The organism is Bacillus massilinigeriensis, from assembly GCF_900111815.1.
GTDB lineage: Bacteria > Bacillota > Bacilli > Bacillales > Cytobacillaceae > Mesobacillus_C > Mesobacillus_C mediterraneensis.
In genome coordinates, this window is sequence record NZ_LT630004.1 from 987,243 (window position 1) to 1,000,453 (window position 13,211).

14 protein-coding genes are annotated in these 13,211 nt (G+C 40.9%); 12 read left to right on the forward strand and 2 right to left on the reverse strand.

Going from position 1 to position 13,211, the window contains the following annotated elements:
- The first annotated feature begins 131 nt into the window (after positions 1-131).
- From BQ5796_RS05295 to BQ5796_RS05345, 11 genes are all read left to right on the forward strand, one after another.
- Positions 132-368: a YkuJ family protein gene (locus tag BQ5796_RS05295; RefSeq protein WP_071459275.1), complete on the forward strand. Its 237-nt coding sequence runs from the start codon at positions 132-134 to the stop codon at positions 366-368.
- A gap of 131 nt (positions 369-499) precedes the next feature.
- A complete protein-coding gene (cbpB, locus tag BQ5796_RS05300; RefSeq protein ID WP_071459276.1) occupies positions 500-937 on the forward strand; it encodes a cyclic-di-AMP-binding protein CbpB in 438 nt (145 codons plus the stop codon).
- 55 nt (positions 938-992) lie between these two features.
- Positions 993-2,504, forward strand: a complete 1,512-nt coding sequence (locus tag BQ5796_RS05305; RefSeq protein ID WP_071459277.1) for an MDR family MFS transporter — start codon at positions 993-995, stop codon at positions 2,502-2,504.
- Positions 2,504-3,391 (forward strand): transcriptional regulator CcpC, encoded by an 888-nt coding sequence (ccpC, locus tag BQ5796_RS05310; protein ID WP_071459278.1) that lies wholly within the window; start codon positions 2,504-2,506, stop codon positions 3,389-3,391. The genes BQ5796_RS05305 and ccpC overlap by 1 nt, the downstream gene beginning before the upstream one ends.
- Positions 3,392-3,465: 74 nt before the next feature.
- Positions 3,466-4,176 (forward strand): 2,3,4,5-tetrahydropyridine-2,6-dicarboxylate N-acetyltransferase, encoded by a 711-nt coding sequence (gene dapD, locus BQ5796_RS05315; protein WP_071459279.1) that lies wholly within the window; start codon positions 3,466-3,468, stop codon positions 4,174-4,176.
- Between the two features lie 74 nt (positions 4,177-4,250).
- Positions 4,251-5,375 carry an N-acetyldiaminopimelate deacetylase gene (locus BQ5796_RS05320; RefSeq protein ID WP_071459280.1) on the forward strand — a complete coding sequence of 375 codons (1,125 nt, stop codon included), beginning with the start codon at positions 4,251-4,253 and terminating at the stop codon, positions 5,373-5,375.
- 306 nt (positions 5,376-5,681) lie between these two features.
- Entirely contained in the window at positions 5,682-6,224 is a 543-nt protein-coding gene (locus BQ5796_RS05325) for a peroxiredoxin (protein WP_071459281.1), read from the forward strand.
- A gap of 72 nt (positions 6,225-6,296) precedes the next feature.
- Positions 6,297-6,752, forward strand: a complete 456-nt coding sequence (locus BQ5796_RS05330; RefSeq protein WP_071459282.1) for a TlpA family protein disulfide reductase — start codon at positions 6,297-6,299, stop codon at positions 6,750-6,752.
- 168 nt (positions 6,753-6,920) lie between these two features.
- A complete protein-coding gene (locus tag BQ5796_RS05335) occupies positions 6,921-8,249 on the forward strand; it encodes a cytochrome ubiquinol oxidase subunit I (RefSeq protein WP_071459283.1) in 1,329 nt (442 codons plus the stop codon).
- 25 nt (positions 8,250-8,274) lie between these two features.
- A complete protein-coding gene (locus tag BQ5796_RS05340; RefSeq protein WP_071459284.1) occupies positions 8,275-9,288 on the forward strand; it encodes a cytochrome d ubiquinol oxidase subunit II in 1,014 nt (337 codons plus the stop codon).
- Between the two features lie 64 nt (positions 9,289-9,352).
- Complete coding sequence (locus BQ5796_RS05345; protein WP_071461162.1) at positions 9,353-10,009, forward strand: potassium channel family protein; 657 nt, start codon at positions 9,353-9,355, stop codon at positions 10,007-10,009.
- Positions 10,010-10,059: 50 nt separating this feature from the next.
- On the opposite strand, the gene rnjA is transcribed toward BQ5796_RS05345, so the two are convergent.
- Positions 10,060-11,727, reverse strand: a complete 1,668-nt coding sequence (gene rnjA, locus BQ5796_RS05350; protein WP_071459285.1) for a ribonuclease J1 — start codon at positions 11,725-11,727, stop codon at positions 10,060-10,062.
- A 3-nt stretch (positions 11,728-11,730) separates the two neighbouring features.
- Positions 11,731-11,943 (reverse strand): DNA-dependent RNA polymerase subunit epsilon, encoded by a 213-nt coding sequence (locus tag BQ5796_RS05355; protein ID WP_071459286.1) that lies wholly within the window; start codon positions 11,941-11,943, stop codon positions 11,731-11,733.
- A gap of 444 nt (positions 11,944-12,387) precedes the next feature.
- On the opposite strand from BQ5796_RS05355, the gene BQ5796_RS05360 reads away from it, so the two are divergent.
- Positions 12,388-13,158, forward strand: coding sequence for a Cof-type HAD-IIB family hydrolase (locus BQ5796_RS05360; protein WP_200792901.1), 771 nt, complete (start codon positions 12,388-12,390; stop codon positions 13,156-13,158).
- Positions 13,159-13,211: the final 53 nt, after the last annotated feature.

Consider the following 13,211-nt stretch of genomic DNA (forward strand, 5'->3'; position numbering starts at 1 on the left):
TTATTCTGTTTATATTGGCATGTAAAGAAAACAAGCAAGAATATTCAGTTTGCAATTACTGCGGATAAAATCATGTCAACGGAGAAGTCTAACAGATAACTTGATTGTTTTTGCTTGAAAGGAGAGAAATTATGTCACAGCTTCAAGGTATTATAACAAGGCTTAAGAGTCTTCAAGAACAGGCCGCAAGCGGAGAACCGGCACAGCGTTTTTTCGAAGTGAATGGTGAAAGAAAATGTCAGGTCACTTTCCATCCTAAAACGGAGACATTTGAACTTGAAGTATACAATGAAAAAGAAAAGCCGAAGAAATATCAGTTCGACAATATCGATATGATTACAATCGAAATATTTGATCTTATTCAGTAATAAGATAAAGGAGCCGCTATGGCTCCTTTGTTTATTTTCCAATTCCAAACGAGGCTTGCTTTTAAGACATTTTAGTTAAAACTATGTTAAAATAAGGTGGATTGAAATTCACTTTAGGGAGTTTTCAAAAGATGTTTAGCCTATATAGCGGAGAATTTATGAAATTAAGCATACAGGAATATATGATTCCTTCCGAACGTGTTGCCCATGTACAAATTGGAAACAGCCTTGAACACGCCCTTCTTGTCCTGACCAAAAGCGGTTATACGGCGGTGCCTGTGCTGGATCCTCACTACCGTCTGCATGGACTTATTAGCACCCCCATCATAATGGACAGCATCTTGGGGCTTGAACGAATTGAATTTGAAATGTTGGAAAAGAAACGTGTAGAAGAAGCAATGAACAGGAACATTCCTAGAATTAAGAGTGATTCATCGATGCAGACGGCCATCAGCCTGCTAGTTGATCATCCTTTTCTATGTGTAGAAGACAGCAACGGCTATTTTGATGGTATTTTGACAAGAAGATCGCTCTTGCAGGAACTGGAAAATGCAGTTCGACAATCTTAGGTAACAAAGGTCAGCCCCCTTATTTGGGGGCTGAATTTTTTAACGGAGGTGAATTATGAAGGACAACAAGAAAAGGGAAACGGTAAAGCCGTTCGTATTGGCATCAGTTATGCTTGCGATGTTTATGGGAGCGGTCGAGGCAACAATCGTTTCTACAGCAATGCCAGCCATTGTTGGAGACCTTGGGGGTTTCGTTCATTATAGTTGGGTATTTTCTGCTTACTTGTTGATGAACTCCGTCACGGTTCTTATATACGGGAAGCTATCTGATTTATTTGGGAGGAAACCTATCCTTACCTTTGGAATTATTGTATTTTTGATCGGTTCTATCCTATGCGGGCTCGCCGAATCGATGAGAATGTTAATTATCTTTAGATTAATTCAAGGAGTTGGCGCTGGTGCAGTAATGCCGTTGGCGACCACGATTATTGGAGATATTTATAGCAGGGAAGAGAGGGCAAAAATACAAGGCTATTTATCTAGTGTATGGGGCATTTCTGCCATCATGGGACCAGCCATTGGCGGTTTACTCGTGGAATTTGTCAGTTGGCGGTTTGTTTTTTGGGTGAATATCCCGCTTGGGATTCTTGCAATTGCAGGTCTGTGGCTTTATCTTCATGAAAATGTGGAAAAGAGACGGCATAACATCGATTACGGAGGAGCGGTATTGCTGACGATCTCGATCAGTACATTCATGTTTTTACTGGTGGAGGGAGGAGCACAGTTTTCATGGCTTTCTAGCACGGCGGGAATATTAATATCCGTCAGCCTTCTAGCGTTTTTGCTATTCGTTTTACAAGAGAAAAATGCTAATGAGCCAATAATGCCTTTTAATATATGGCGCGAACGATCTATCTTTGTTGCGAATATGACTTCATTGGCGACTGGTATGATGTTGATTGGGATATCCAGTTTCCTTCCGGCTTTTGTGCAGGGAGTAATGGAGCGTTCTCCTATTGTAGCAGGATTTACGCTTACTGCCATGTCAATCGGGTGGCCAATTGCGTCAATGATTTCAGGAAGAATGCTTCTTACAGTCGGTTACAGAAGGACAAGCATTGCAGGCGGCTTAGTTTTAATTGCAGGAAGTATTTTGTTTGCTACGCTAACACCTTCTGCAGGACCTTTATGGGCCGCATTAGGATCATTTTTTGTTGGAGTTGGAATGGGGCTGACAAGTACTGCTTTTATTGTTTCCATTCAGAGTACTGTATCATGGGAACAGAGAGGTATTGCTACCGCTGCAAATATGTTTATGAGAAATCTAGGAAATACTATTGGTGCTGCCTTGCTCGGAGGGATCCTAAACAGCAGACTAAAGGCTCATTTTGAAGAAAATGCTGCTGGAAAAGGTGAAAATCTTTCGGTTGACTCTGTTAACCTTCTTCTTAATGAACATAAACGTCAAGGAATGGAGACAGGCGTTAAATCACTGCTTCAAGAAGGACTTACAAGTGGTTTGCAATCAGTATATCTCGTTGTCCTTATCTTCTCCCTCGCTAGTTTTGTCTTGATCCTAGCGCTTCCCAAGCGGGAACAGAAAACGATAAATGGGGGGGGAATGTAATGTCTTCCCTTTCAGAACTTCACCTACTGTCTGTGCTTGGTCAGGAAATGAATATGAGAAAAGCTGCTGAAAGATTGTTCGTTTCACAGCCCGCTCTTTCCCAAAGGCTTCAGACCATTGAAAAGTCATGGGGGGAAAAGCTGTTTATTCGATCTCAAAAGGGATTATCCATGACTCCTGCAGGAGAGCTTGTTATTAGGTTTGCAAACGAAATGATTGCAAAGGAAGAAAAAGTGAAGGAATCAATTTCTGCTTTAAACAATGAAGTCCACGGCACATTAAAAATTGCTGTTGCATCCATTGTAGGTCAAAACTGGTTGCCTCAAGTTTTGAAAAAATATGTTGGCAAGTATCCCAATGCTAAAATTTCGCTTATTACAGGGTGGAGCAGCGAGATTGCCAGAGCGTTGTATGATGATGAAGTCCATGTTGGAATCATTAGAGGGACGCCTGATTGGAAGGGAGTCAAACTTCACTTATTCAAGGATAGACTGTTTCTTGTTGATACGGAAATCACCCATCCAGAGCAAATGCTAGAAACAGATCGGCCATTCATTCAATTTAAAAGTGACTCCAATTATTATCAGGAGATTCAGGAATGGTGGCTAAGAACCTTTCATGCAGCTCCAAAGCGGACAATTATAGTAGACCAAATAGAAACTTGCAAACAAATGACCTTCAATGGTATTGGGTACGCGATATTGCCTGAAATCACTCTGAATGGACGGGAAGAAAATATTTTTAAAGTACCCTTGCTTGATGAACATAATGAACCGATTAAAAGGGATACATGGCTGCTAGGGTATGAGACTTCGTTTCAGCTTAAGCAAGTTCAGGCATTTATTGAAACAGTGAAGGAGCATCTTCTTGAAACAGGGAAAAATTGAATGGTATTCCTTGTTTTCAACGCTTCTGTCTGTTAAAGTATTTTTAGCAAAATACATAACTTGGAGGGAATGGCATGAAAATGATGAATGCTAATGAAATTATTTCTTTTATCCAAAACAGTAAAAAATCTACACCTGTGAAAGTCTATGTAAAAGGAAATCTCGAGGGAATCGACTTTGGCTCAAACTCCAAGGCTTTCATTACAGGCAATAGCGGAGTAGTGTTCGGGGAATGGGAACAAATTAATGCCGTGCTTGAAGCAAACAAAGAAGCGGTGCTAGATTATGTAGTAGAAAACGACCGCAGAAACTCAGCCATCCCTCTTCTTGACATGAAAAATATTAAAGCCCGCATCGAACCGGGTGCACTTATTCGTGAACAAGTACAAATTGGCGACAATGCTGTCATTATGATGGGGGCTGTCATCAACATCGGGTCTGTTATTGGCGAAGGAACAATGATTGACATGAACGCAACTCTTGGCGGCAGGGCGACTGTGGGTAAGAACTGCCATGTCGGCGCAGGAGCTGTGCTAGCAGGCGTGATTGAACCGCCGTCCGCTAGGCCAGTTGTTGTAGAAGATGATGTTTTGATTGGTGCAAATGCTGTGATTCTCGAAGGAGTACAAGTCGGAAAAGGCGCTGTTGTGGCAGCTGGAGCCGTTGTGGTAGAAGATGTACCTCCCAATACGGTAGTAGCTGGCATTCCAGCAAGAGTTATTAAGGTAATCGATGAAAAAACTAAGTCTAAAATAGAAATCAAACAAGAATTGCGCCAACTGTAATCGGACGCAAACTTATGGAGCGTGGATTGCGAAAATCCGCGCTTTCTTTCTATATACATTCAGGAGGATTAGAAATGGAGATACAGCATCTCATTAAGGTTAGAAGAGAATTGCACCAAATACCCGAATTAGGGTTTCAAGAAATTAAAACGCAAAATTATCTTCTAACATTCTTAAAAGGCTTGAATCAGGAAAGACTGGAAATAAAGCTTTGGAAAACAGGTGTTTTTGTAAAGATTAATGGCTTGTCTCCATCAAAGACGATTGGCTATAGAGCCGATATGGATGGTTTGCCCATTGAAGAGGAGACAGGCCTCGTCTTCCGTTCTGTTCATGAAGGGAGGATGCATGCGTGCGGCCATGATTTTCATATGACTATCGCCCTCGGGTTGATTGAACATTTTATTCAAGAACCTGTGAATGATAATCTTCTATTTATTTTTCAGCCTGCTGAAGAAGGGCCTGGCGGGGCACTTCCCATGATGAATTCACAAATTATGAAGGAATGGAAACCAGACATGATAATGGCCCTTCATATTGCTCCGGAATATCCTGCGGGTACTGTTGCAACAAAGGAAGGGATGCTGTTTGCTAACACTTCTGAGCTCTTTATAAACTTGAAAGGCAAAGGAGGCCATGCAGCCCGTCCTCATCAGGCGAATGATATGATTATCGCCGCTTGCATGCTAGTCACCCAACTCCAAACAATTATTTCGCGCAGTGTTGATCCGCTGGACAGTGCGGTCATTACGGTGGGGAAGCTTACAGCAGGCACTGTGCAGAACATCATTGCTGAATCATCAAGGATTGAAGGAACGATCAGGACATTTTCTGCTGATTCGATGGCGATGGTAAAAAAACGACTTGAGGCTATTGTTAAAGGTGTGGAAGCAGCATACGAATGCAAGGCTGAAATCGATTATGGAGCAATGTATCACCAGGTTTATAATGACCATACATTAACAAGGGAATTTATAAACTTTGCCAAGTCGCTTCATAATATGAAGCTGATTGAGTGCAATGCGGCCATGACAGGAGAGGATTTTGGCTATATGTTAAAAGAGATTCCTGGTTTTATGCTTTGGCTTGGTGTGGGTTCGGAATACGGTCTGCACCATGCAAAGTTGAATCCTGATGAAAGTGCCATTGATACAGGCGTCAGACTTCTAAAAGCATTTATCCGCCATAAAAGCTGCTAAATACAGCAGGTTCATTTTGAATCAAACAACCCGGGGCAGCCTTTTTGCTTTGAAATCGGAGTAGAGCATGATAGACTCTAGATGAGAAATGGAAAATTTGCCAGCTGAGTAAAATAACCTGTTTATATTGGTCGTCTACAGGATAATATATATATGGCTTTATTTTTCTATAATAATAATTATTTTTTATTTAAATTAATTATCATTTAATATTGACTATATATAGTGACGGCGATATAATACAGAAGAGAGTTCGATAAGGCAGAATATTTTGCCTTACAATATAAGCAATGGAGGGATTTTCACATGCCAGAAAGAATGGTAGGAAAACAAGCACCGCGTTTTGCAATGGACGCAGTAATGCCTAACAAGGAATTCGGAAAAGTTAGTCTTGAAGAAAACATGAAGAACGACAAATGGACAGTATTGTTCTTCTATCCAATGGACTTTACATTCGTTTGTCCTACGGAAATTACAGCGATGTCTGACCGCTACGATGAGTTCCAAGACCTTGATGCTGAAGTAATCGGTGTTTCTACTGACACAATCCATACACACCTAGCATGGATCAAAACAGATCGTAAGGAAAATGGCCTTGGCGATCTTAAATACCCACTTGCTGCTGACACTAACCATGTTGTATCACGTGAGTACGGCGTGCTTATCGAAGAAGAAGGCATAGCACTTCGTGGTCTCTTCATCATCAACCCTGAAGGCGAAATGATGTATTCCGTTGTAAATCATAACAACATTGGCCGCGATGTTGACGAAACATTGCGTGTGCTTCAGGCGCTCCAAACAGGCGGACTTTGCCCTGCGAACTGGAAACCTGGACAAGCTACACTTTAAGAACAATTGTGCTAATAAAGACCTAACCATCGTTAGGTCTTTATTTCTTAATAGATAAGGAGGTAAAATTTCATGAAATTGCGTGAACAAATGCCGGAACTTACCGGAGCAACAGAATGGCTCAATGGTGAAGTAAAAAGAGAAGATCTGATTGGTGAAAAGCCGACATTAATTCATTTTTGGTCTATTAGTTGCCACCTATGCAAGGAGGCAATGCCGCAGGTGAACGAATTCCGTGATAAGTATAATGGGAAACTGAACGTTATCGCAGTTCATATGCCAAGATCTGAAGACGATTTGAACATGGAAGAAATTAAGAAAGTAGCGGAAGAACATGGCATAGAACAGCCGATTTTTGTTGACAACGAACATAAGCTGACGAATGCTTTTGAAAATCAATACGTGCCCGCTTATTATGTATTTGATAAGGAAGGCAAGCTGCGCCACTTCCAGGCTGGCGGCAGCGGGATGAAAATGCTTGAAAAGCGTGTAAATCGTGTGTTGGATGAATTGGAAAAGAGTGAATAGAATCTTTAAAAAGCCGGCATAAATTGTCGGTTTTTTAGTTTGTATTAGTAAAGAAAAGGGTAAAAAATGCCGGCTGAGCCATTTTTGTGAAAAATTTCACAAAAATAGAAGAATGAAGTGATGATGTCTGTCATAACAATGATACATAGTGATGAAAGGAGCCTGTCAATGGAATGGAGTAACGTAGATTGGAGTCGGATGTTAACCGCAATGACATTGGGATTTCATATTATTTTTGCGACAATTGGAGTCGGTATTCCTGTAATGATATGTTTGGCAGAATGGATAGGGATTAAAAAGGGTGATTCACATTATATCTTGATGGCAAGAAGGTGGGCGAGAGGTTTTACGATTACTGTTGCCGTTGGGGTTGTGACAGGAACTTGCATTGGCCTTCAGCTTTCCCTTTTATGGCCAAGCTTTATGAGAATTGCTGGACAGGTGATAAGCTTGCCGCTATTTATGGAGACATTTGCCTTCTTTTTTGAGGCTATTTTTCTTGGTATTTACTTATATACCTGGGACAGGTTCAAAAAGCCGATTTACCACTGGTTGTTATCCCTTCCTGTTGTTATAGGTTCTTCAGCATCAGCCTTTTTCATTACAACAGTGAACGCATTCATGAATACACCACAAGGGTTTAAGCTTAAAGAAGGAGCGTTGGTGGAAATCGAACCTATCATTGCAATGCTGAATCCTGCTACTCCTTCTAAAACCTTTCACGTGTTAACCTCCTCCTATTTATCAGCAGCTTTTATTCTAGCAGGAATTGCAGCATTTGCCATCCTTCGAGGCAGAGGAGGGGATTACCAGAGGAAAGCGTTAAAGCTGACATTGACCGCAGGATTTGTATTTGCGCTAGGTACAGCAATTGCAGGCGATGTGTCGGCAAAGTTTCTTTCAAAATATCAGCCGGAAAAACTTGCTGCCTTGGAGTGGCACTTTGAAACGGAGCCAGGAGCAGACTTGCTGTTATTTGGAAAAATTGATGAAAACAATGAAATTACAAATGCTATTAAAATACCAGGAATGCTAAGCTTTCTAGCGGGAAATTCTTTTGGGCACGAGGTCACTGGGTTAAATGAATTTCCCGAAGAAGTAAGGCCGCCACTTTGGATCCATTATTTATTTGACTCTATGGTGGGGATTGGGGTTTTTGCTTTAATGATATCAGGGACCTATACCATAATAGGGAAACGAAGAAGTAGTATTCGCAATAGCAAGCTGTTATTAATGATGATTATCTCCGGTGGGCCACTATCTATGCTCGCTGTAGAGCTAGGCTGGATATTGGCAGAAGTGGGAAGGCAGCCGTGGATCCTCAGAGGATATATGAAGGTGTCTGAGGGAGCGACTACAGCAGCCGGAGTTCGAATGACCTTTATGCTTTTTCTCGGACTCTATCTTTTGCTTGGCACCATTACTGTGGCGGTTTTGGGTAAAATGTTCAAAAATAAGCCTCCACATGTTGAGTTGGGAGAAAGGTATGGTAAGTAAATAAAATAAAGAAAGGAGGAAAAGAATAGATATGGAGATTTTAGGTATTTCAATACTATGGATATTTTTGTTTGGTTATTTAATCGTTGCCTCCATTGATTTTGGTGCAGGATTCTTTGCGTTTTATGGGCGGATTACCGGGCATGAACATGTCATCAATCATCTGATTAGCCGCTACCTTTCACCGGTCTGGGAAGTAACCAATGTATTTTTTGTTTTCTTTTTTGTCGGACTGATAGGATTTTTCCCTGATGCTGCTTATTATTATGGGACCGCATTGCTAATTCCCGGCAGCATTTCGCTTATTCTGCTTGCAATTAGAGGCTCATTTTATGCTTTTAGCAATTATGGTTCGCGGGAAAGCACTCTCTACTTGTTCCTTTATGGTGCGACAGGACTACTAATACCGGCATCACTCAGTACAGCATTAACCATATCGGAAGGCGGTTTTTTAGTGAAAGAAGGGGATAAGGTTGTGTTCCTTGCTTCTAAACTTTTCACTAGCCCTTATTCATGGTCAGTTGTTGTGCTTGCTATTGTGTCTGTTCTTTTTATCAGTTCTTCCTTTTTAACCTACTATGCCTCAAGGGCGCAAGATAGGAAGGCCCTTGGTTTGGTCCGAAAATTTGCCCTCTTTTGGATTGGTCCGACCATTTTAGCGAGTTTGCTTGTTTTTGCTTCCCTCGGCAAGCATAATCCGGGTCATTTTGAGAAAGCGTTGGATTTATGGTATTTGTTTGGTTTATCCTTATTGTTCTTTTGTATTGCTTTCATTCTTCTTATAAAAGGGAAAAGATATGGTCTATCATTTATCATGGTACTCTTTCAATTCTTCTTTGCGTTTTTTGGATACGGAGCTTCCCATTTGCCTTATATTCTTGAACCATATGTAACTATTTTCTCTTCCCATACGAACGAAGCAATGGGATATGCCCTTGTTACTGCATTCATAGCAGGCCTGCTTCTTCTCATTCCTTCACTGGGTCTGCTGCTAAGGCTGTTTCTGTTCGATGCAGACTATATAAAAGGGAAAAAGTAGTTCTTCTCCCGATATTCATGCTAAAATGAAAATAATTGCAGTTTATGGTTGGGGGTAACTTATGATGAAAAAGGAATATGCCGTTATTGGTCTTGGCCGTTTCGGTGGAAGTATATGTGAAGAACTGTCGCAGCAAGGTCTGCAAGTTTTAGCAATTGACCGAGACGAGGAACGAGTGAACAAATTTTCATCGGTTGCTTCACATGCAGTAGTAGCGGACACAACCGATGAAGTTGTCCTGAAAAGCCTTGGAATTAGAAACTTTGACCATGTGATTGTTGCGATTGGAGATGACATCCAAGCAAGCATTCTCACAACCTTGATTTTAAAAGAACTTGGAGTCAATAAAATTACCGCAAAAGCACAGAACGATTATCATGAAAAGGTGCTTCGAAAAATTGGAGCGGACAAAGTAGTTCACCCTGAAAGGGATATGGGGAGGAGAATTGCCCATAATATCGTTTCGAAAAGCGTTTTGGATTATCTCGAATTATCCGATGAGCATAGCATTGTGGAAATAGCAGTTAACGAAAAGCTTGGGGGCAAGACGATTATTGATTTAGATATAAGGGCAAAGTATGGAATCAATATTGTTGCAATCAAGCGGGGAAACGAAATTATTGTCTCTCCACAGGCTGATGAGTTAATTGTGACAGATGACATTCTTATAGCGATTGGTGCAGACTCAGATATTAACCGGTTTGAAAAGAAGGTACTATAGGATAAATAAAACCCCGTGCAGACTATTGCGCGGGGTTTCGCTATCTATATTTATACTTCCATGATGATTGGCAGAATCATCGGACGCCTTTTCGTCTTTTCATATAGGAATGGCGCCAGCGTATCGGTAATCTCATTTTTGATTTCTGACCATTGGGAGGTTCTGCGTTCCATTACTTTGTTTAAATGTTTTGTGATTAGGCTTTGAGCATCGTTAATCAAATCACCTGATTCACGCATATAGACAAAACCGCGAGAAATAATATCAGGTCCTGCCGCAATTTTGAAATCCTTCATGTTGATCGATACAACTACGACAACAAGGCCTTCCTCTGAGAGAATACGGCGGTCGCGAAGGACGATATTTCCGATATCACCAATTCCGCTGCCGTCAATATAGACGGAGCCAGAAGGGATTTTACCGGCAACCTGCGCTTCACTGCTGCTAAGCGCGAGCACCTCTCCATTATCCATGATGAAGCAGTTTTCTTCGCTTACACCACAATCAACAGCAAGTTTTGCATGCATTTTCTGCATTCTGTATTCTCCATGGATCGGCATGAAGAATTTAGGCTTAATAAGCCTTAGCATTAGCTTCTGTTCTTCTTGACCGCCATGACCTGAAGTATGGATATCACTTAGTTTGCCATGTACGACTTCTGCTCCTGCACGCGATAGCATATTGATCGTGCGGTTGACACTGATAGTGTTACCGGGGATTGGAGAAGAAGAGAATACAACCGTGTCTCCAGGAATGATCTGAATTTGGCGATGGGTTCCATTCGCAATCCTAGAGAGAGCTGCCATTGGTTCGCCTTGGCTTCCTGTGCAAAGGATGGTTACTTTGTTAGCTGGGAGCCTATTAATTTGCTGCGCGTCAATGAATGTATCCTTAGGTGCACGGATGTAACCGAGATCTTGTCCAATATTGATTGCAGCCTCCATGCTTCGTCCAAAAACGGCAATCTTTCTGCCGTTGGCCACCGCAGCTTCCGTAACTTGCTGAAGACGGTGAATATTAGATGCAAACGTTGCGAAAATCACCCGTCCATCCACTTTGCGGAAAATATCATCAATGCTCTCGCCGACACGTCTTTCTGACATAGTAAAGTTAGGAACTTCACTATTGGTACTGTCAGATAATAGGCAAAGAACACCTTCCTTACCGATTTCAGCCATTTTGGTTAGGTTAGCTGGTTCTCCTACCGGTGTAAAGTCGAATTTGAAATCGCCGGTATGGACGATTTGACCCGGAGGCGTTTTCACGACAATTCCGTATGAATCAGGGATACTGTGAGTTGTCCTAAAAAAGCTTACGGACGTTTTCCTGAATTTAATGACATCCTCTTCTTGGAAATCAATCAATTTTGCTTGGCGAAGGAGACCATGTTCCTCCAATTTATTACGGATCAGACCTAATGCCAACTTTCCTCCGTAAATTGGAATATTCACTTGTTTAAGCAAATAAGGAATGCCGCCGATATGGTCCTCGTGTCCATGAGTGATGAAGAGTCCTTTGATCTTATCTTCATTTTTTACCAAATAAGAATAGTCGGGGATGACATAGTCAATACCAAGAAGTTCATCCTCAGGGAATTTGATACCAGCATCGATTAGGATAATTTCATCTTGAAATTGAACGCCGTAAGTATTTTTACCGATTTCGCCAAGACCTCCAAGGGCGAAAACAGCAGTCTGGTCATTTTTAACAAATTTCATAAATTATTCAATCTCCAATACGTCAAATTCTGGTCTTTCTTGTTCATACTCTAGATGTTTACCCGTTATTGCCTCAATGTACTCAATATTATAGCCACGTTCCGCCAGTTTTGTCCTAACATGCCGTTCTGATTCAGCATTGAGATACAATGTCTGGGTTTTCTCTCTAACTGGTACTTCTTTAATGGACTCCTGAAAAAATACTTTAAAAATCATCTTAGTTCTCTCCTTGTTAACATAGCTTTATCTATTATATAAAAAATTAACATTTTTTTCATTCTTTTTTAGAAATGCGAATGAAGCAATAATATCCACTGTACAATAAGGAAGGAGCCCTCCGCAAGTTTGAAGGGCTCGGCTTATTTTATGCAATGGTTTTCTTTCGAAGCATATCTCTCCACTGTTTTAAAAGCTTCCGTCTTAGCTTCTTTAACATAGTGGATCATCTCCTTACCTCTTATTTTAAACCATCCTTGTCCAAAGTAAAGCAAACAAGGAAAGTTTAATTAAGAAACATGGTTTTTTGATCTCTTTATATATATTATATGACAAAACCCTGCAATTTTTCATGGGTAAAGATGGAATTTTGTGATATGTCAAACATTTGACATCATTTGCTTAAGCGTTTAGTCTTTCTTACATCAAGAATGTAAGGGAGATATTATGAGTAAGATTGTATTTTTTGATATTGATGGCACGTTGTTAGATCATGATAAGAAATTACCTGTCACTGCTAAGGAAGCCATAACTGAATTGAAAAAAAGAGGGGTTTTCGTTGCGATTGCTACCGGCAGGGCACCGTTCATGTTTCAATCGATTCGCGATGAGTTAGAAATCGATTCGTTTGTCAGCTTTAACGGCCAATATGTAGTGTTTGAACAAGAGGCAATATACAAAAATCCGCTTGATGAGGCGGAAATTGAAAGAATTGCTATGGACGCAAAGCGAAATGGCCATCCTTTAGTATACATGAATGAACAGACCATGAAGGCTACTATAAGCCACGATTATATCGAAACAAGCATGGGCAGTTTGAAATTTCCTCATCCAGAACAAGATGCTCAATTCTATAAAGGCAGGGAAATTTATCAGAGCCTTATTTTTTGCCGTGAAGGAGAGGAAAATGTATATATTCCTGAATATCCTCGATTCCACTTCATTCGTTGGCATAAATATTCCTCAGATATTCTCCCTGCAGGTGGGTCAAAAGCTGAGGGGATCAAAAAAATGGTCGATAGACTTGGTTTTCGCCTAGAGGATGTCTATGCTTTTGGCGATGGCTTGAATGATATAGAAATGCTCCAAGCTGTAGGCACTGGTGTAGCGATGGGCAACGCTCTTGACGAAGTGAAATCACATGCTGACCATATTACTGCGGATGTGAGTGATGATGGAATTTGGAAAGGCCTGAGCAGCTTGGGTCTTATATAAATTATGATGATAATTTTGACGTATATTTTGTGTCATTTTTCTTGAGTTCCCTT

What these genes read in the sequence shown, in the direction of transcription:
- BQ5796_RS05345 (WP_071461162.1), top strand. Translation starts at nt 9,353, where the DNA reads ATGAAAAAGGAATATGCCGTTATTGGTCTTGGCCGTTTCGGTGGAAGT.
- BQ5796_RS05320 (WP_071459280.1), top strand. Translation starts at nt 4,251, where the DNA reads ATGGAGATACAGCATCTCATTAAGGTTAGAAGAGAATTGCACCAAATA.
- rnjA (WP_071459285.1), bottom strand. Translation starts at nt 11,727, where the DNA reads ATGAAATTTGTTAAAAATGACCAGACTGCTGTTTTCGCCCTTGGAGGT.
- BQ5796_RS05305 (WP_071459277.1), top strand. Translation starts at nt 993, where the DNA reads ATGAAGGACAACAAGAAAAGGGAAACGGTAAAGCCGTTCGTATTGGCA.
- BQ5796_RS05325 (WP_071459281.1), top strand. Translation starts at nt 5,682, where the DNA reads ATGCCAGAAAGAATGGTAGGAAAACAAGCACCGCGTTTTGCAATGGAC.
- BQ5796_RS05355 (WP_071459286.1), bottom strand. Translation starts at nt 11,943, where the DNA reads ATGATTTTTAAAGTATTTTTTCAGGAGTCCATTAAAGAAGTACCAGTT.
- cbpB (WP_071459276.1), top strand. Translation starts at nt 500, where the DNA reads ATGTTTAGCCTATATAGCGGAGAATTTATGAAATTAAGCATACAGGAA.
- BQ5796_RS05335 (WP_071459283.1), top strand. Translation starts at nt 6,921, where the DNA reads ATGGAATGGAGTAACGTAGATTGGAGTCGGATGTTAACCGCAATGACA.
- BQ5796_RS05295 (WP_071459275.1), top strand. Translation starts at nt 132, where the DNA reads ATGTCACAGCTTCAAGGTATTATAACAAGGCTTAAGAGTCTTCAAGAA.
- dapD (WP_071459279.1), top strand. Translation starts at nt 3,466, where the DNA reads ATGAAAATGATGAATGCTAATGAAATTATTTCTTTTATCCAAAACAGT.
- ccpC (WP_071459278.1), top strand. Translation starts at nt 2,504, where the DNA reads ATGTCTTCCCTTTCAGAACTTCACCTACTGTCTGTGCTTGGTCAGGAA.
- BQ5796_RS05330 (WP_071459282.1), top strand. Translation starts at nt 6,297, where the DNA reads ATGAAATTGCGTGAACAAATGCCGGAACTTACCGGAGCAACAGAATGG.